General features: G+C 73.6%; 22 protein-coding genes. 12 read left to right on the top strand and 10 right to left on the bottom strand.

From position 1 onward, the window contains the following. Positions 1-12: 12 nt before the first annotated feature. On the bottom strand, positions 13-399 hold the full coding sequence (locus RGE_RS12155) for a hypothetical protein (RefSeq protein ID WP_014428700.1): 387 nt from the start codon (positions 397-399) through the stop codon (positions 13-15). 99 nt (positions 400-498) lie between these two features. After that, a complete protein-coding gene (locus RGE_RS12160) occupies positions 499-870 on the bottom strand; it encodes a response regulator (protein WP_014428701.1) in 372 nt (123 codons plus the stop codon). A gap of 125 nt (positions 871-995) precedes the next feature. On the opposite strand from RGE_RS12160, the gene RGE_RS12165 reads away from it, so the two are divergent. From RGE_RS12165 to RGE_RS12175, 3 genes are read left to right on the top strand one after another with little or no spacing between them, the layout of a single operon-like run. Further along, positions 996-1499: a hypothetical protein gene (locus RGE_RS12165; RefSeq protein WP_014428702.1), complete on the top strand. Its 504-nt coding sequence runs from the start codon at positions 996-998 to the stop codon at positions 1497-1499. A gap of 14 nt (positions 1500-1513) precedes the next feature. Continuing rightward, positions 1514-2488 carry an SDR family oxidoreductase gene (locus RGE_RS12170; protein WP_014428703.1) on the top strand — a complete coding sequence of 325 codons (975 nt, stop codon included), beginning with the start codon at positions 1514-1516 and terminating at the stop codon, positions 2486-2488. Between the two features lie 19 nt (positions 2489-2507). After that, a complete protein-coding gene (locus RGE_RS12175; protein ID WP_014428704.1) occupies positions 2508-3539 on the top strand; it encodes an NAD(P)H-dependent flavin oxidoreductase in 1032 nt (343 codons plus the stop codon). Between the two features lie 12 nt (positions 3540-3551). Here the strand turns inward: RGE_RS12175 and RGE_RS12180 are convergent, their stop codons facing one another. Further along, a complete protein-coding gene (locus RGE_RS12180) occupies positions 3552-4145 on the bottom strand; it encodes a hemerythrin domain-containing protein (RefSeq protein WP_014428705.1) in 594 nt (197 codons plus the stop codon). Positions 4146-4254: 109 nt separating this feature from the next. Between RGE_RS12180 and RGE_RS12185 the strand changes: the two genes are divergently transcribed. From RGE_RS12185 to RGE_RS24075, 6 genes are all read left to right on the top strand, one after another. Next, complete coding sequence (locus tag RGE_RS12185) at positions 4255-4524, top strand: GlsB/YeaQ/YmgE family stress response membrane protein (RefSeq protein ID WP_014428706.1); 270 nt, start codon at positions 4255-4257, stop codon at positions 4522-4524. Between the two features lie 11 nt (positions 4525-4535). Beyond that, positions 4536-4874 (top strand): DUF883 family protein, encoded by a 339-nt coding sequence (locus RGE_RS12190; protein ID WP_014428707.1) that lies wholly within the window; start codon positions 4536-4538, stop codon positions 4872-4874. A gap of 9 nt (positions 4875-4883) precedes the next feature. After that, positions 4884-5363 (top strand): phage holin family protein, encoded by a 480-nt coding sequence (locus tag RGE_RS12195; protein WP_014428708.1) that lies wholly within the window; start codon positions 4884-4886, stop codon positions 5361-5363. Further along, positions 5338-6225 (top strand): lipocalin family protein, encoded by an 888-nt coding sequence (locus RGE_RS12200; RefSeq protein ID WP_014428709.1) that lies wholly within the window; start codon positions 5338-5340, stop codon positions 6223-6225. Before RGE_RS12195 ends, RGE_RS12200 begins: the two co-directional genes overlap by 26 nt. Positions 6226-6231: 6 nt before the next feature. Further along, positions 6232-6771: a DUF421 domain-containing protein gene (locus tag RGE_RS12205; RefSeq protein WP_014428710.1), complete on the top strand. Its 540-nt coding sequence runs from the start codon at positions 6232-6234 to the stop codon at positions 6769-6771. Between the two features lie 73 nt (positions 6772-6844). Then, positions 6845-7441: a hypothetical protein gene (locus RGE_RS24075; protein WP_014428711.1), complete on the top strand. Its 597-nt coding sequence runs from the start codon at positions 6845-6847 to the stop codon at positions 7439-7441. 36 nt (positions 7442-7477) lie between these two features. On the opposite strand, the gene RGE_RS12215 is transcribed toward RGE_RS24075, so the two are convergent. From RGE_RS12215 to RGE_RS12225, 3 genes are all read right to left on the bottom strand, one after another. Next, on the bottom strand, positions 7478-7936 hold the full coding sequence (locus tag RGE_RS12215) for a ferritin-like domain-containing protein (RefSeq protein ID WP_014428712.1): 459 nt from the start codon (positions 7934-7936) through the stop codon (positions 7478-7480). Between the two features lie 88 nt (positions 7937-8024). Further along, positions 8025-10235, bottom strand: coding sequence for a hybrid sensor histidine kinase/response regulator (locus RGE_RS23220; protein WP_014428713.1), 2211 nt, complete (start codon positions 10233-10235; stop codon positions 8025-8027). 69 nt (positions 10236-10304) lie between these two features. Continuing rightward, positions 10305-11384 (bottom strand): phospholipase D-like domain-containing protein, encoded by a 1080-nt coding sequence (locus RGE_RS12225; protein WP_014428714.1) that lies wholly within the window; start codon positions 11382-11384, stop codon positions 10305-10307. Positions 11385-11582: 198 nt separating this feature from the next. Between RGE_RS12225 and RGE_RS12230 the strand changes: the two genes are divergently transcribed. Next, a complete protein-coding gene (locus tag RGE_RS12230) occupies positions 11583-11903 on the top strand; it encodes a hypothetical protein (RefSeq protein ID WP_043784035.1) in 321 nt (106 codons plus the stop codon). Here the strand turns inward: RGE_RS12230 and RGE_RS12235 are convergent. Both RGE_RS12235 and RGE_RS12240 read right to left on the bottom strand, forming a co-directional pair. Beyond that, positions 11900-13003 carry an AI-2E family transporter gene (locus RGE_RS12235; RefSeq protein ID WP_014428716.1) on the bottom strand — a complete coding sequence of 368 codons (1104 nt, stop codon included), beginning with the start codon at positions 13001-13003 and terminating at the stop codon, positions 11900-11902. The two genes, RGE_RS12230 and RGE_RS12235, sit on opposite strands and share 4 nt — an antisense overlap. A 49-nt stretch (positions 13004-13052) precedes the next feature. Continuing rightward, on the bottom strand, positions 13053-13376 hold the full coding sequence (locus tag RGE_RS12240; RefSeq protein ID WP_043784037.1) for a BON domain-containing protein: 324 nt from the start codon (positions 13374-13376) through the stop codon (positions 13053-13055). 105 nt (positions 13377-13481) lie between these two features. Between RGE_RS12240 and RGE_RS12245 the strand changes: the two genes are divergently transcribed. Next, entirely contained in the window at positions 13482-13952 is a 471-nt protein-coding gene (locus RGE_RS12245; RefSeq protein ID WP_014428718.1) for a hemerythrin domain-containing protein, read from the top strand. A 31-nt stretch (positions 13953-13983) separates the two neighbouring features. Here the strand turns inward: RGE_RS12245 and RGE_RS12250 are convergent, their stop codons facing one another. Further along, positions 13984-14562, bottom strand: coding sequence for a hemerythrin domain-containing protein (locus tag RGE_RS12250; RefSeq protein ID WP_014428719.1), 579 nt, complete (start codon positions 14560-14562; stop codon positions 13984-13986). A 338-nt stretch (positions 14563-14900) separates the two neighbouring features. On the opposite strand from RGE_RS12250, the gene rpoN reads away from it, so the two are divergent. Continuing rightward, positions 14901-16322 (top strand): RNA polymerase factor sigma-54, encoded by a 1422-nt coding sequence (rpoN, locus tag RGE_RS12255; protein ID WP_231384681.1) that lies wholly within the window; start codon positions 14901-14903, stop codon positions 16320-16322. Between the two features lie 50 nt (positions 16323-16372). On the opposite strand, the gene RGE_RS12260 is transcribed toward rpoN, so the two are convergent. Further along, positions 16373-17059, bottom strand: coding sequence for a CPBP family intramembrane glutamic endopeptidase (locus RGE_RS12260; protein WP_043784038.1), 687 nt, complete (start codon positions 17057-17059; stop codon positions 16373-16375). Between the last annotated feature and the right edge of the window lie 128 nt (positions 17060-17187).

Below are 17187 nucleotides of genomic sequence, written 5' to 3' on the forward strand. Positions count from 1 at the left end.
AAAAGCCCGCCGTCAGTTGCGGTCGGTGCGCGGCGTGCGCGTCGTCGTCGAGCCGTCGGTGCTGCTGCCCGAGCCGCTGTCCATCGAGCCCGAGGACGTGCTGCCGTTGTTCGTCGCCCGGCTGCCGGTCCCGGTGGTGCCGGTCATCGAGCCGGCCGCGCCGCCGGTGGCGCCGCTGCTGTTGTCGCCGGTCACGCCGGTGCTGTTGGGGCTGCCGGCGGGCGTGCCGGTCTGCGAGCCGCTGTTGCTCGGGTAGGCGTCGGTGCCGCCGCCCTGGCCCTGGGTGCCGGACGACGAGCCCGTCCCGCCGCTGCCGCCCGTGCCCTGCGCGTAGGCGGCACCGGTGGCGAGCATCGCGCAGGCCGCGATCACCGTGAGTTGGGTCTTCAAGCTGTTCATGTCCGATCTCCTGTTCGTGGCAAGGGGAGAGGCCGCCGTCCCAAGGCGACGGGCCTCGCGTGAACAGGACACGGCAACGACTGTTCCCACCCGCCGGCCTCAGTCCGGCGGCAGCCACTCGTCCAGGCGCTGCAGCACGTGGTCCAGGTCCAGCGGCTTGTGCCAGACCTCGACGAAGGCGCCCGAGCCGCCGCCGAAACCGTGTTCGGCGGTCACCGCGACCGCCGGCACCTGGCGCCAGCCGAAGCGCAGGCGCAGCAAGGGCAGCAGCTCGCTGCCCAGGCAGTCGGGCAGGCGCAGGTCGACGAGCAGCAGCACCGGCCGGATCGTCGGGCCCAGCGCGAAGGCCTGCGCACCGTCGACCGCGATCACCAGATCGAGGTGCGGGCGCTGTTCGAACAGCGCCTGCATCAGCTCGGCGTTCAAGGGTTCGTCCTCGATGTAGAGGACCTGGCGGCGGGCAGTGCTCATTTCCCCGGCCCGATGCCCGTTGCACGCAAGCGCTGCGGCAAGCTTTGCCGCGCCCTCGGTCTCGAAGCGCTCATCGGGAACCCCTTTTGCCGTTCTGGCACACGAGCTGGACGAGGAAGCAAGACATGGACCGTGAAGAACGCAGCTTCGGCGTGTTCAAGCCCGAGGGGCACGTCGTCATCTCCTTCCCCTCGGCGGCCCAGGCCGACGCCGGGCGCGAGGCCCTGCGCACGCTGACGCTGGCCGACGCGGACGTGCGCCGCTTCAGCGACCGCGAGATGCTGGCCCGGCTCGACGACGACCTGGCGCACGCCGGGCTGCTGGCCTCGGTCGGCCAGGAGATGAACCTCGCGAAGGCCCAGCGCGAGCTGGCCGCACGAGGCTACCACTGGCTGGTCGTCAAGGCCGGCGACGACGAACTCGCCGGCCGCATCGCCGACGCGGTGCGGCCGCACGGCGCCGAACGCGCCCAGCTCTACGGCCGCTTCCTCATCGAGGAACTGATCGACCACCCCGGCGACCTGCCGCAGGTCGCCGAATCGCCCGACCGCGGGCTCGATGCCCAGACCCGCACCGGCGAGGAAGGCGAACGCGCCGACCTGCGCCCGCCCGACGAGCCCGCACGCTGATTCCAGGAGAACCCATGCCCCGAGACGACGACACGCTGCGCAGCCAGCGCGAGATCCAGCAGGACCAGGACCGCCGCGACGGCGACGGTTCCTCCGGTGCTTCCGGCGAGCACCCGGCGGTGCAGGCCGGCGCGCGCGAGCAGCCCGTCGAGCTGCCGGCGCAGCACCTGGACAAGCCGGGGCAGGAGGCCGACCTCGAGCTGCAGCCGCGTTTTCTCGCCCCCGACTACCGCGGCAGCGGCAAGCTCGAGGGCTTCGCCACGCTGATCACCGGTGCCGATTCGGGCATCGGCCGCGCCGTCGCCGTGCTCTTCGCGCGCGAGGGCGCCGACGTCGCGGTGGCCTATCACAGCTCCGACGACGACGCCCAGGAGACGAAGCGCCGCGTCGAGGCCGAAGGACGGCGCTGTCTGCTGCTCAAGGGCGACGTCAAGGACGAAGCCTGGTGCCGCGACGCGGTGGGACGCACGGTCCAGACCTTCGGCCGCCTGGACGTGCTGGTCAACAACGCCGCCTTCCAGGAGCACGCCGACGACCTGGAGGCGGTCGACGACCGGCGCCTGATGGAGACCCTGGACACCAACATCGGCGGTTATTTCCGCATGGCGCGCGCGGCGCTGCCGCACCTGAAGAACGGCGCCTCGATCATCAACACCGGCTCGGTCGTCGGCCTGCGCGGCAGCGCCAGGCTGCTGGACTACGCGGCCAGCAAGGGCGCGATCCACGCCTTCACCAAGTCGCTGGCCAGCAGCCTGCTGCCGCGTGGCATCCGCGTCAACGCGGTCGCGCCCGGGCCGGTGTGGACGCCGCTGAACCCGGCCGACAGCCCGGCCGACCAGGTGGCCGAGTTCGGCCGCCAGAGCGACATGCGGCGCGCGGCGCAGCCCGAGGAGCTGTCGCCGGCCTACGTCTTCCTCGCGGCGCCGGTCTGCGCCGGTTACATCACCGGCATCGTGATGCCGGTCACCGGCAGCGTCGGGGCCATTTGAAGCCACGCAGAATCGCCGCATGCGTCTACCGTTCCCGACCTTGCCCCTGATCCAGGCGCCGATGGCCGGCGTGCAGGACGAGCGCCTGGCGCTGGCCGTCGGCGCCGCCGGCGCCATCGGTTCGCTGCCGGCGGCGATGCTCGCGCCTGCCGCTTTGGAGCGTGCGCTGCACGCGCTGCGCGACGCCGGCCGGCCCTACAACGTCAACTTCTTCGCCCACGCGGCGCCGCCACCGGCGGCCGCGGCCGACCCGCGCTGGCTGGCGGCGCTGGCGCCGTACTACGCCGAACTGGGCCTGCCGCCGCCGCAGCCCGACACGGCCGCAGCGAGCCGCCAGCCTTTCGGCGCCGAGGCGGCCGAGCTGCTGGAGACGATCCGGCCGCCGATCGTCAGCTTCCACTTCGGCCTGCCCGAGCCGGCGCTGCTGGCGCGGGTGCACCGCTGGGGAGCCTTCGTGCTGGCCTCGGCGACCACGCTGGACGAGGCGCTGTGGCTGCAGGCGCGCGGCGCCGACGCCGTCATCGCCCAGGGCCTGGAGGCTGGCGGCCACCGCGGCCACTTCCTCGACCGCGACCCTGCGCGCCAGCTCGACACGGCGACGCTGGTCTCGGCGCTGGTCGCGCGGCTGGACGTGCCGGTCGTCGCCGCCGGCGGCATCGCCGACGCCGCCGGGGTGCGTGCGGCGCTGGAGCGCGGCGCGGCGGCGGTGCAGTGCGGCACCGTCTTCCTGCTCTGCGACGAGGCCGGCACCTCGGCGCTGCACCGCGCGCGGCTGCGCCAGCCGTCCGAGCCGACGGCGCTGACCAACCTGTTCTCCGGCGGCCTGGCGCGAGGCCTGGTCAACCGGGTGATGCGCGAGCTGGGGCCGGTCAGCGACGCGGCGCCGCCGTTTCCGCTGGCCTCGGCGGCCCTGGCGCCGCTGCGCGAACGCGCCGAGGCCCTGGGCCGCGACGACTTCACGCCGCTGTGGTCGGGCACGCGCCGCGACGGCTGCCTGGAGGCACCGGCGGCCGAGGTCGTGCGCGCCCTGGCCGCCGGCCTGGAGGTCTGACGCCGGCCGCGCTCAGGCGGGGTCCTTGTCCTTGCTGCGCTTGAGGCTGCCCAGCAGCAGCGCGCCGGCGGCCACGGCCCCGGCGACGACCAGCGCCGTCTTGCCCGGCGAGGACCGCACCGCGTCGGCGGCCATCTCGCCGGCCAGCGGCTTGGCGAGCTCCAGCCGGCGCTCGGTCATGCGCTGGCCGAGTTCGGACAGGCGCTCGCCCAGGCGCTCCTCGGCCGCCGGCAGCAGCGAGCTTTCCTCCTCGGCGACGTGGTGCATGACGGCGCGCATCAGGTCGCGCAGCGCCAGCGCCTGCGCATCGGGCTCGGCGTGCAGGCTGCGCACGCGTTCGATCTGGGTGCGCATCTCGTCGTGCTCGGGCTGGCTGCGTTCGAGCTGCGGCAGCTCGGCGCCGGTCTCGCGCAGCGCCGGGTAGAAGATCTCCTCCTCGAGCTGGGCGTGGATCTCCAGCGCCGCGCAGAGCTGGCGCACGGTGGCTTCGCGGGCGCTTGGCGACTGGCCCGGCTCGAGCTTGTGGAACAGCGTCAGCGCATGGCTGTGGTCCATGCGGATCATGCGGGTGGCCGTGGGCGAGATCTTGGCGAGCAGCGGGTTCATCGGGGGACTCCTGGCGTTGAACGCCCGCTGCGGCAAGTGCGATACCTGTGCGGCCGGCGGGCGAGGGCACGGCGTTTGCCGAAGCGACATCCGAAAGGAGTTGTCTCTCATGAACCTCATCATCTGGCTCGTCGTCGGTGGTCTGATCGGCTGGGTCGCCAGCAAGATCATGCGCACCGATGCCCAACAGGGCGTCATCCTCAACGTGGTCGTCGGCATCATCGGCGCGGCGCTGGGGGGCTGGCTGGTGTCGCCGCTGATCGGTGTGGGCACGATCAACCAAGGCGTCTTCAGCCTGGGTGCGCTCGTGGTCTCGCTGGTCGGCGCGATCATCCTGCTGGCCATCGTCAACCTGTTCCGCCGCGGCACGCCGCGCTGATCGGAGACCCCATGGCCTCGATTCCCGAAGACTTTCCCGGCGGCGTGACGCCGCCTGCACCGGCCGCGGCCGTCAACGGCGGCCCGCGCCAGGACGAGCTGCTGCAGCGCGTCGTGCAGGGCGCGCACGAGACGATCGACCGGCTCGCCGAACGCGCCGCGCCGCACGTCAGCCGGCTGCAGGACGGCGTGCACGACGCCAACGAGCGCCTGCACGCCAAGGCCGACGCTCTGCGCGAGACCGGCGACGAGTGGACCGAGAGCCTGCGCGACACGGTGCGCGAGCACCCGATCGCGGCGCTCGCCACGGCGCTGGCCGTGGGCGTGCTCATCGCGCGGCTGACGCGCTGAGCGCGGCCGATGGACCCCCGCACCGCGCCGCCCGTCGGCGAGGGCGAGGGTGGGGCCGCGCCCGCCGCGGCCCCGCCACCGCCGCAGGGCTGGCTCGACGCGCTGCAGTCGGTGCTGGGCGAACTGCCCGGCCTGGTCAGCGACCGGGTCGAGCTGTTCTCGCTGGAACTCGTGCGCGCCGGGCGCGCGCTGGCGCAGATCCTGATGCTGGTGGTCGCCGCGGCGGTGCTGGCGGTGACCGGCTGGCTGGCGCTGTGGGCCGGCGTCACCGTCGCGCTGCTCGAAACCGGCCTGCACTGGGCCGTGGCGCTGGCCATCGTGCTGGCGCTGAACCTGGCCGCGGCCCTGCTGGCGCTGCGCCGCGTGCGTGCCCTGGTGCCGCTGCTGCGCCTGCCGCGCACACGCCGTCACCTCACGCTGTCTCCCGGCGCCTCGGTGCGCCATGCGAACGAAGCTGCTGCCGATGAACGCGCCCGTGCCGCTGCCTGAAGACGATCTCGACACCCGCATCCGGGCCGCCGAAGAGGCGCTGGTGGCGCGCGAGCGCCGGCTGCTCGACGGCATCGACTCGCTGGGCCGGCGCGTGCGCCACGCCGCCAGCCCGTGGCGGCTGGCCGCTTCGGGCGTCGCCGTGTTGCTGGCCGGCACCACGCTGTGGCGCGTGATGCGTCCCGGCCCGTCGGCGCCGGTGCAAGTGCACGGCGTGCCGCCGGCGCACGGCGGCGTCGACGCCGGCGGGCTGCCCTGGGTCGGCCTGCTGGGCCTGCTGTGGCCGCTGCTGCCGGCCCGCTGGCGCAGCCGCACCAGCCCCGGCACGGTGGCCGCGGTGCTCGGTGTCGGCGTGCCGCTGCTGCAGAAATGGCTGCACAAGCCCGAAGGGCCGCCGCTGGCGACCGTCGAACACGTGGACCTGGCGCGCTACGCCGGCAGCTGGTACGAGGTCGCCCGACTGGGCGCGCCTTACGAAGCCGGCTGCGACGGCCAGCCGACGGCGCATTACACGCAGGCCGGCGCGCAGCTGAGGGTCGAGAACCGCTGCCTGGGCAGCGACGGCCGCGAACGCGTCGCCCGGGGTGTCGCCCGGGTCGTGCCCGGCAGCGGCAACGCGCGGCTCGAAGTGAACTTCCTGCCCGCCTGGCTGCACGCGCTGCCGATCGGCTGGGCCGACTACCAGATCCTCGCGCTGGACCGCGGCTACTCGGTGGCACTGGTCGGCCACCCCAGCCGCGAGTCGCTGTGGCTGCTGTCGCGCACGCCCACCGTCGACCCGGCCACGCTGCAGGCGCTGCTGGACATCGCGCAGGGCGAAGGCTTCCCGGTCGAGCGGCTGCACCGGCACGGCGCCGGCTGAACCCCGATGACGCTCGCCGATCTGGCCGCGCTCTGGCGTTTCGACGTCCCGCCGCTGGAGATCGTGCTGCGCGGCACGCTGATGTACTGGTTCCTGTTCCTGCTGTTCCGCTTCGCGCTGCGGCGCGACTCGGGCTCGATCGGCATCGCCGACATCCTGCTGCTGGTGCTGGTGGCCGACGCCTCGCAGAACGCGATGGCCGGCGGCTACGACTCGGTCTCCGAAGGCATGCTGCTGGTCGCCACGATCGCCGGCTGGAGCGCGCTGATGGACTGGGCCGGCTATCGCTACCCGCTGCTGCGCAAGCTGGTCGAGCCGCCGGCGGTCGTGCTGGTGCGCCACGGCAAGCTGGTGGCGCGCAACCTGCGCCGCGAGCTGATCACGGTGCCCGAGCTGATGTCGCGGCTGCGCGAGAACGGCATCGAGAAGCTCGCCGAGGTCAAGTACGCGCGCATCGAGAGCGACGGCGACATCAGCGTGATCCGCGTGCAGAGCGGCGGCGAGGACGGCCGCCGCGCCGGTCGCGACCGTCCCGGCGGCGGCTGAGCCGCGCTCGCCCGGGGGCACGGGGCTTGCCGTCCCGTGGCCGAGCCGCCGCGTCGGCGGCAGGAGACACGACATGGCCCACAGCCCCTTGCTCGGCATCGACCGCGCGCCCCCCGAGCCCGCCGGCCGCGACACCGACGCCCTCGGCCCCAGCGACAGCTCCGACAGCGGCAGCGACGTCGCCGGCCTGGACACCAGCCCCGGTGGCGACCCCGACGAACCGGTCGACAGCGCGCTCGCTGGCGAGCGCAGCCGGCCGGCCGGCGCCGACACCGCGTCCGCCGACGCCACCGATGCCGCCGGCACCGGCGAGCGCCGCAGCGCCGGGCTGGACGCCGGACGCGACGGCGCCGACATCGGCATCGACCGCATCGTCGACCCGGCCCACGAAGGCGCCGACCACGACGACGAGGATCCCGACCTGGACTTCATCGAAGCCGCGGCGCCCGACCCGCTGGACGAGGAAGCCGAGGTCGAGGACGAATCGGCCGACCCGGTCGGTGACGGCCGCTCCGACGCCGCGGCCGCCGCGACCCAGCCGCCGGTGCCGGGGCGCACGCCGCCGGTCTCGCCCGACGACCTGGATGCCGATCTGCCGGCGGAAAACGACCCGCCGACGACGGACGACCCGGACGCGGACGCCGAAGCGCGCGAACCGGGCCGGGGTTGAGAAAGAGGGCGGGGCGCCTCGGCGCCCCGCGGCCGTTCAGGCCGTGCGCGCGCGCGCCGCGTCGCGCAGCGTGCGGATCTGGGCGTGGTTGCGCCTGACGCCTTCGAACTGGCGTTCGACGACGCTGCGCGCGTCGCCCGGCAGGTCCTCGGCGAGCGCGGCACGGTAGCGCTCGAGCGCCGTGTCCTCGCCGCGCTCGCATTCCTCGAGCATCGCCAGGTCGCTGTAGCCGGCCAGCGTGCCCTTCACCGCGACCCAGCCGCGGTGCATGGCGCCGGTGGCCGAGCCGCCGTCCTCGGCCGTGCCGCCGTACTGCACGACCAGGGTCTGCAGTTCGGCCGCGCCCTGGCGGCACTCGTCGGCGCGGGCCAGGAAGACCTGCTTGAGCTGCGCGTCGCGCACGTGTTCGGCGCTGGTGCGAAAGCCGTATTCGCCGTCCTTGCTGGTCTCGATCAGCCGGTTCAGGCTGTCGACGACGTCCTTGCGGTCCATCATGGGAAGTCCTTTCGTTCGCGGTGAGCCGCGGCAACGGCCACGGCATCTCGCCAACGTCGGCAGGCCGCGTTCCCGCGGCCGCGAAAGGTCATGGACGACGGCCGTCGATCGCCTGGCGCAGCGCGCGCACCAGCTCCTCGGGTGTGCAGGGCTTGGCCAGCACCGGGAAACCGTGGCCGTCCTGCAGCGCGCTGCTGAAGCCGCTGATCAGCACCACCGGCAGCTGCGGCAGGCAGCGGCGCAGCTCGCGCGCCAGCGCGATGCCGTCCATGTCGCCCGGCATCACGACGTCCGAGAGCACGACGTCGAGCCGGCGGCCGTCGCCGACCAGGGCCAGCGCTTCCTCGGGGCTGCGTGCGCGCACGACGCGGCAGCCCAGCGAATCGAGCAGGCCGGCGGTGACGTCGGCCAGTTCGGGGTTGTCCTCGACCAGCAGCACGCGCACGCCGTACAGCCCGCCTTCGGGCAGCGGCGCCGGCGCCGGGCCGACGCCGGCCTCGTCCTCGCCGGCGGCCGGCAGCAGCAGCGTCACCGTCGTGCCCAGCCCTCGCGTGCTGGCGATCGCCGCGCGGCCGCCGGCCTGGGCGCAGAAGCCGTGCACCTGGATCAGGCCCAGCCCGGTGCCCTTGCCGACGCCCTTGGTCGTGAAGAAGGGCTCGAACACCCGGTGGGCGATGGCCTCGTCGATGCCGCTGCCGTCGTCGCTGACCATGATCTGCACGTAGGGCCCGGGTGGCAGCTCGGCGGCATCGCCTTCGGCGGCGTCGCGCGCCTCGATCCAGACGTGGCCGCCGGCGGGCAGGGCGTCGCGGGCGTTGAGCGCCAGGTTGATCAGCGCCAGCTCGAGCTCGCTGGAATCGACGTGGATGCCCGCGGTGCCCGGCGCCACCGTGACCGAGAGTTCGCAGCGTTTGCCCAGCACGACGCGGATCAGCTCCTGCGACTCGGCGAGATAGCGCGCGAGCTCGATGCGCGTCGGCCGCGTCGGGTGGCGGCCCGAGAAGCGCAGCAGGTGCTGGGTGAGCCGGCTGCCGACCTCGACCGCGCGCAGCGTCGCGGCCACTGGCGCCTGGATCTCGGGCGTGGTGGCGCGGCGCTGGATCAGGTGGGCGCTGTTGCTGATCACGCCCAGCAGGTTGTTGAAGTCGTGCGCGACGCCGCCGGTCAGCCGGCCCAGCGCCTCCACGCGCTGGCTCAGCGAGACACGCTGCTCGGCCTGGCGCGTGCGCGCCACCGCGTCGGCGACCTGGCGCTCGAGGTCGGCCTGGGCGTGCTGGATGGACTCGGCGGCCTCGGCCAGCGCGGCGGCGACGTCGTCGCACTCGGCCAGGCCGGTCGTGCGGTGGGCCACCGGCTGGCCGGCGCGCATGCGCGCCGCCGCCTCCTTCAGCGAGTTCACCGGGCCGACGATGCGCCGCGCGACGAAGAGCGCGCCGGCTACGGCCAGCCCCAGCAGCAGCAGCGCGCCGGCGCCCAGCTGCAGCACCGCCGGCGGCAGCGAGCCGGCGATCGCCGGCTGCGGCATCGCCGCCATGTAGGTCCAGCCTTGCACGGATTTGCTGAAAAAACCGCGCACCGGCACGCCGTCCAGCGACACCGAGTCGAAGAAGCCTTCGCGGTCGCGCGAGAGCCGCGCCAGGATGTCCGGCGTCGCCCGGCGTCCGGCGTGCTGGATGCCGCCCGGATGGCGCGCGACGACCGAGCCGTCGGCGTCGAGGATCGTGCCCAGCCAGCCCGGCGGCAGGCTCTGGCGGTCGATGATGCGCTGCAGCTCCTCGGGCAGGATCGTCATCTCGAGGTTGGCGACGACGCGGCCGTCGCGCACGACCGGCTGCACGACGCGGGCATGCGGGCCGGACGCCGCCGCGCTCGTCGCCAGCGGCCGCACCGCGGCGGCCTGGGCGAGGTCGGGGGCCGAGGCGCCGGAGGGCGGCGCATCGGGCGCGTCGCGCGTGCTCAGCACGACGTGCTCGCCGTCGGTCAGCTCGACCCAGCCGTCCATGCCGTCGATCGCGCGGCGCGCCTGGCGGTCGAAGACGCGCCGTTGTTCGGGCGTCAGGTAGGGCGCGTTCTCCAGCGAGCGGGCGGTGGCCAGCACGCGCACGATGGTCGCGCGCTGGTCGATCTCGCGATCGATCACCGTCGACAGCGCACGCGCCGTGTCGCGCAGGTTGCGCTCCAGCGCCGCGCGCTCGGCGGCCCAGGTACGCGCGATGACCAGGGCCGCAGCCGCCACCGCCGGCAGCAGCACCGCGAGGACCAGCAGCAGCAGACGCGAACGGATGGAGATCGACGGCATCGAAGGTCCAGTGTGTCGCAGCCTCCCGGCCGTGAACAGCAACCCCGCCTGTCCGCGGGGCGGGGGCGCTCAGCGGCGGCCGGCCGTGCCGCCAGGCGCCGCGTGGCGCCAGTGCTGCCCGGCCTGGGGCTGCGCCGCGCCGGCCCGCGCCTGCGACGCATCCTCCTCGAACACCCGCTCCAGCCGGCCGGCCAGGCCGGGATCGATGACGACGATGCCGGCCTCGCCGTCGCGCACGACGTTGCGCCAGTCCAGCCGGGTCGAGCCGATGCCGACCCATTCGCCGTCGACGACGCTCAGCCGTGCGTGCCAGCGGCCGGACTGCGCCTCGTGCACGACGACGCCGGCGGCCTGCAGCGTCTGGCGCATCGGCAGGCCGCGCAGCAGGCCGCGGCCGGCGCGCGGCACGATGACCTCGACGAAGACGCCGCGGGCACGCGCCTGCACCAGCGCCTGCACCAGGCGCCGCGGCGGCGCTTCGCAGGGGCTGGCCACCAGCACGCGGCGCGACGCGCTGGCGACGGCGCCCAGCAGCGCCTCGATGAAGGGGTTGTGCTGGCCGTTGTCGCCGACGGCGACCGCGACCCGCTGCACGCCGGCCGGCGCCTGGGCCGGAAAGTAGCGCGCCTGCTGCATCGGCCCGCGCGCGAAGCGCTGCCAGTGGGCGACGAAGACACGCTGCAGCCGCTGCAGCACCGGCCCCTGGATGCGCAGCCGCGGCCCCGGGCGCGCGCCGTCGGGGCGGCCTCGCCCCGCGGGCACGTCCAGGCCGCCGACGAAGGCGTCGCGGCCGTCGACGACCAGCAGTTCACGCGGCTCGCAGCGCCGCGGCGGGCCGGCGAAGAGGCTGCTCCAGGACGCGGTGTCGTGTTCGCCGAGGCTGACGCCGGCCAGACGCAACGGCTGCAGCGCCTCGCCGGCCCCGTCGCCCAGCGGCCCGCGGTCGACCAGCAGGTTGACGCGGATGCCCGCCCGTGCGCGCGCTGCCAGCCGCTGCAGCAGGGCCAGGCCGTGACCGTCGATGTCGACCAGGTTCTCGACGTTGACGTGGTCGCGCGCTGAGTCGACCGCCTCGAGCATCGCGGCGAAGCCGGTGTCGTCGTCGGCCAGCAGCGCGACGTGGTTGCCGCCGATCAGCGGCTCGGACAAGCCGCGGTCCCAGTCGGGACGGGGAGGCGCCGGCGAACCGGGGTATCGCGACGGAGGGGCGTTTGACTTGGACATTCGGTCCTGGAGCTCGTTCGCGTGGGCACGCGGCGGGCGCAGGGCAAGCGGCGTGCCGCGGCGCATCCCCCAATCCGCGGCACCGGTCTTGCCGCGCCGCCTCCTTGCCACCGGAGCACCACGATGCGAATCCTCCGTCCGTCCCCGCGCCACGCCTGGGCCGTGCTGCCGTTGCTGGCCGCCGGCTTCGTGTCGGCCCAGACCACCGACACCGACCCCAACGCCGTGCCGACGCTGCCGCCTCCGGCGCCCGCGGTGCCCGGCGCTCCCGCGGCCCGCCTACAGCCGCCACCGTTCCCGCTGCCACAGCACGCGCCTTCGGCCTCGCAGCCGGCCGGCCCGGGCCTGGCGCCGGGCTTGCGCGAGCCGCAGCCGGCCGAACCCGGGGCCCTCACGACCGAGCCGGCGGGCGTCCAGGACAGCGTCGGATCAAGACGGCCCTAGCCGTCGCCCGGCGCACGCGGCCGGGCCGCCAGCAGCGTGCGCAAGGACGGGGCCGTGCCGCGGCGACCGTCCAGCAGCACCCCCAGCCAGCGCAGCCGCGGCGTGCGGCGGCACACCGCCCGCAGGCCGATCAGCACCGGCACCGCCACCAGCGCCCCGGCGATGCCCCACAGCCAGCCCCAGAGCATCACCGAGAGGAAGACCGACACGGGGCTCAGCACCAGGCGCCGGCCGACGAACCAGGGCGCGATGAAATTCGCCTCGACGGCGTGCACGGCCAGGAACAGCGCCGGCGGCAGCAGCGGCATCCAGCCGGTCGGGAAGGCCAGCAGCCCGGCGACGCCGAGCAGCCCGACGATGGCCACCGGGCCGAGATAGGGGATGAAGTTCAGCACCCCGCTGACCACGCCCCACATCAAGGGGTTGGGCAACCCGGCCAGATGCAGGCCCAGGCCGACGGCGAGCGCGACGCCGGCGTTGATCATCGCCAGCGAGGACAGGAAGCGCCCGATGTCGCGCTGCGCGGCCAGCGCGCCCGCCAGCACCAGCGCCCGCTGGCGCGGCCGCGGCAGGGCCTGCACCGCCCGCGGCAGCAGCCAGTGCTCGCCGGCGAGCAGGAAGTACAGCAGGATGACGGTGGCCGCGGCCGACAGCGCGAACGCCAGGCTGCGGCCGAGCACCAGCCCGGTGAGCGCCATGCCTTCGGTGGCCAGGTGCTCGGCGATCGGCCCGGGCCCGCCGCCGGCAGTGTCCAGCCCCGGGATCGCCGCGCGCAGGCGCTGCAGCCGCACGGCGAGCTCGGCCAGCACCTCCGGCGCCCGCTGCCACCAGGCGGCGGCGGGTTCGGCCAGCGCCGCGGCCAGCGGCAGCACGCTGGCCAGCAGCGCGCCGACGACGAGCCCGGCGCCGACGTACTCCGGCACGCCGCGACGCCGCAGCGATTGCACCGCCGGCGCCAGCACGACGGCCAGCACCAGCGCGAACAGCACCGGTGCCAGCAGCGGCTGCGCCAGCTTGACGAAGGCCAGCACGGCGAGAACGAAAAGCCCCCGCAGCGCGATGCCCTGCTGGGGCCCGGTCGGGCGGGAGCCGTCGTGCACGGCCGGGCGCTTCAGCCCGGGCCGGGTGCCGGCGTGCAGGCCGCCTGGTTCACTGGCTGGCCGAGCGCACCGTGATGTTGTTGCGCACGTCCTTCACGTCGGGCACGCCGCGCGCGATCTGGGCCGCGTGGTCCTTCTCGTTCTGCGTCGTCGCGAAGCCCGACAGCTGCACCGTGCCGTTGAGCGTCTCGACGCTGATGCGCATCGCGCTCACCGTCGGGTCCTCGGCCATGCGCTTCTTCACGCGGGTGGTGATCGTCGAATCGTCGACGTACTGGCCGACGCTGCTCTGGCCGTCGGTCACCGCACAGCCGGTCGTCGCCAGCGTGCCCAGGCCGAGCACGGCGGCCAGCAGCAGGGAAGTGGTTTTCATCGTCGAGTTCTCCTGGCAAGTCATGGTGCGCCGCTCAGGGCAAGCGCTGTGCCCATGCCGGGCCTGCCGCTTGCCAGGGCCTGCGCCAGCTCAACGAGGAAACGTATGGATCCAGCCCGAAACGCCACCGCGGCCCCGCCGCGGACCCACGACGCGCGCGAACTGCTGCGCGAGGATCATCGCCGCCTGCAGCAGCTGTGCGAGGAGTACGCGAGCCTGGTCGAAGGCGACGCGAGCGCCGCCGATTGCAGCGGGCTGCTGGCGCGCATCGGCGGGCGTCTGCGCATCCATGCCCGCATCGAGGACGAGATCTTCTATCCGGCGCTGCCGGCCGGCGAGACGCTGACCCAGGCCCGTGCCGAGCACGAACGCCTGGACCGCCAGCTGCGCCGCCTGACCGAGTCGGCGCAGGCCGACGGCGGCGTCGCCGCGCTCGCCGAGGCCTTGCGCCGCCATGCCGCTTTCGAGGAGGAACGCCTGTTCCCGCTCGCCGAAGGGCTGGACCTCGCCGAACTCGGCAAACGCCTGCGCGCGCGCCGCGTCGAGCTGACCGGCGATTACGACCAGCCGTCCTGAGGCCGCAGCAACGCGGCCTCGGGACCCGTGCTCAGATCTTGCGCGAGTTCGCCAGGCCGTCGTCGGAGACGCCGTCGGCGGCCAGCAGGCTGCCGGCGGTCTGCCCCTCGCCGGTGGCGACGCTGGCGTCGTCGCTGGGGTCGGCGGTGAGTTCCTGGCGCCGGGCGCTCATCGCCTCGGCGATCTGCTCCCAGTCCAGGCGCGCCTGTTCGAGAGCCGGGAAGAGTTCGCCTTCCTCTTCCTTCACGTGGTGCAGCACGTACTCGCACAGCACGGTGAAGCGGGCGGCGTACTTCTCGTCCTCGGGGCCGAGGCTGCGCAGCTGGTCGATCAGCTGGTGGGCCGACTCGTGCTCGACCTCGGCCTCGTCGATGAGGTCGGCCTGCTCGAGCGCCTCGCGTGCGGCGGGGTAGAGCAGTTCTTCCTCGAGGGTGGCGTGGACCTGCAGTTCCAGCAGCACCTGCTCGACGATGGCCCGGCAGGCCTCGGGGTCGTCCGAGTCGAGCTTCTCGAAGTCCTTGTAGGCCTTCTTGACCCGCTTGTGGTCGTTCTTCAGGTCGGTGAGGACCTGTTCCCGGGCGGACTGGGCGGCGCGTGATGTACGGGGCATGGGATCTCCTTGAACGTTGCCCCGGGCCGGCAATCGCTGTGCCGCCGGGACCGGATCCCCGCCACGGCCGGCGTGCCCGCTGGCACGCTTTGCCGCAAAAGTGTTGCCGTTGCGCACATCCCATCGTTCATCCGCGCGTACGGGAGCAGGCGTCGTTGCAGCTGCTTACGTCCGCACGCCTGGGAACGCGAGGCGTTGCCGTGCAGTTGTATCGGTTTGCGACCGGCCCTCTCCCCCGGCACGGGGGTTGCGGCGAAGCCTCTTGCGCCCGCGGCGGCACGGCGAAGCCGGCGGACGGAGGCGCCCAACCAAAGAGGAGGCAGACACCGATGGCATCGATGGACCTGAGAGCGGAACACCGACAGACGCAGACGCTTTCGCCGCGCCTGCAGCACGCCGTGCGCCTGCTGCAGATGTCTTCGCTGGACTTTGCCGCGATGGTGCGCGACAAGATGGGCCAGAACCCCTTCCTCGAACCCGAGGAAGGCGAGGACGGCGAACCGTCGGCGGCGCCCGAAAGCGAGACCGCGGGCGAGGACGCGTCGCCCCCCGTGGGCGAGGCCGACAGCCTGTCGATGGAGCAGGGCGACGACCGCGACATGTGGCACGCCGACGGCCCGGGCTCGACCCGCCGCGCCGAGGACGGCGAGATCTCGGCGATGGAGATGATGGCCGTCGAGACGACGCTCAACATGCATCTGCACGAGCAGCTCAACGTGCTGCCGCTGGAGCCACGCGACCGGGCGCTGGCGCAGGCCATCGTCGAGTCGCTGGACGACGACGGCTACCTGCGCACGCCGCTGGAGGAGGTGGCCCAGGTGCTGCAGCTGGACCCGCCGCCGACGCCGACCGAACTGAACATCGCCTTGAAGCGTGTGCAGTCGCTGGACCCGGCCGGCATCGGCGCGCGCAGCGTCGCCGAGTGCCTGCAGCTGCAGCTGTCGAAGATCGATTGCGAAGCGACGCGGCTGCTGGCCGAGCGCATCGTCTCGCGCCACCTGCAGACGCTGGCGGCCAAGGACGTCAACGGCCTGGCCCACCAGCTCGGCGAGACGCCGGCGCGCGTCGAGGCGGTCTGCGACCGCATCCGCCGGCTCGACCCGCGCCCGGGCTGGCGCTTCGGGTCCTCGCACATCGCCTACGTCGTGCCCGACGTGCTGGTCAAGCGCGTGCGCGGGCAGTGGACGGTGCAGTTGAACCCGGCGATCGTGCCGCGCGTGCGCTTCAACCACGTCTACGCCGAGCTGTTCCAGCGCCACCGCAGCGCCCAGAACACCGAGATGGCCGGCCATCTGCAGGACGCGCGCTGGACGCTGCGCAACGTCGAGCAGCGCTTCTCGACCATCCTCGACGTCGCCCAGGCGATCGTGCGCCGCCAGCGCCACTTCCTCGAGTACGGCCCGATGGCGATGAAGCCGCTGGTGCTGCGCGAGATCGCCGACGAGGTCGGCATCCACGAGTCCACCGTGTCGCGGGTGACGAACAACAAGTACATGGCCACGCCGATCGGCGTCTTCGAGCTGAAGTACTTCTTCTCGCGGGCGATGATCAGCGCCAACGGCAGCGCCTGCTCGGCGACCGCGATCCGCGGCCTGATCAAGGACATCATCGAGGCCGAACGCCCGGATCGTCCGATGTCGGATGCGGAGATCACGCGCCAGCTCGCGCAGCAGGGCCTGGTCGTCGCCCGGCGCACGGTGACCAAGTACCGGCAGATGCTGCGCATCGAGTCGGTGGAGCGGCGGCGGCGGCATTCCTGAGGCGGTGGCGCTCGGCGCGCGGCGCGCCGGGCCCGCCGCCGACGCGCCGCTCAGACGCGGACCAACACGCCGAAGAAATACTTGTCGACGTAGACCAGCGAGTTGTGGACGACGTGGATCGCCGCGCAGGCGAGCAGCGAGCCCCCGCCGTGGCGATAGAGGCTGAGCACGAGGCCGAAGGCCACGGCGAAGACCATCGCGGTCCAGGAGCTCCAGTGTCCGAGGCTGAACAACAGGTTGACGCCGATCAGCGCCGCGGGAGCCCCTAGCGCGGCCAGCATGCGGCTCTGCAGGAAGCCACGAAAGAGCAGCTCTTCGCCCACCGGCTCGATCAGCGCATAGCTCAGCAGGTACAGAACGACGGCCGTGGCGCCCTGGTGCTGGAGCAAGGGCGACCACGTGCCCTGGGCAGGCACGATCATCACCTGCAGGAGCAGGAGGCCCAGACAGGCGAGGGCGGCGACGACGAAGGCCGCGCCTCCCTTCCCTGGCAAGCGCCATCGAGCGCCGGAGCCGGCGCGCCTATCCGGCATCGACTTCAGCAGCACGAAACCAGCGGCCAGCGTCAACGCACTGCCGAGCAGGGTGGCCACCGATCCATGCCAGCCGGCGGCCAAGGACAGCAGCGTCGCGGCGAGCTTCAATCCGAAGCACAGCAGGAAGACGGCCGCGATGTCGCGGAGCAACCCGCGCAGCGGAAGGGGGGCCTCGGCAGCGAGCAGTGGGGGAGTCGTCATCCAGCGTTCCGGATCCGGTGGCCCGCGCGACGCCGGCCGCGTGCCACACAGGGCCGCCGGCCGATTAGATCAGCCCGCCAGAGATCGGCGATCCTCATGCCGGCAGTTGACTCGGTGTCGCATGGCTG

The organism is Rubrivivax gelatinosus IL144 (assembly GCF_000284255.1).
Lineage (GTDB): Bacteria > Pseudomonadota > Gammaproteobacteria > Burkholderiales > Burkholderiaceae_C > Rubrivivax > Rubrivivax gelatinosus_A.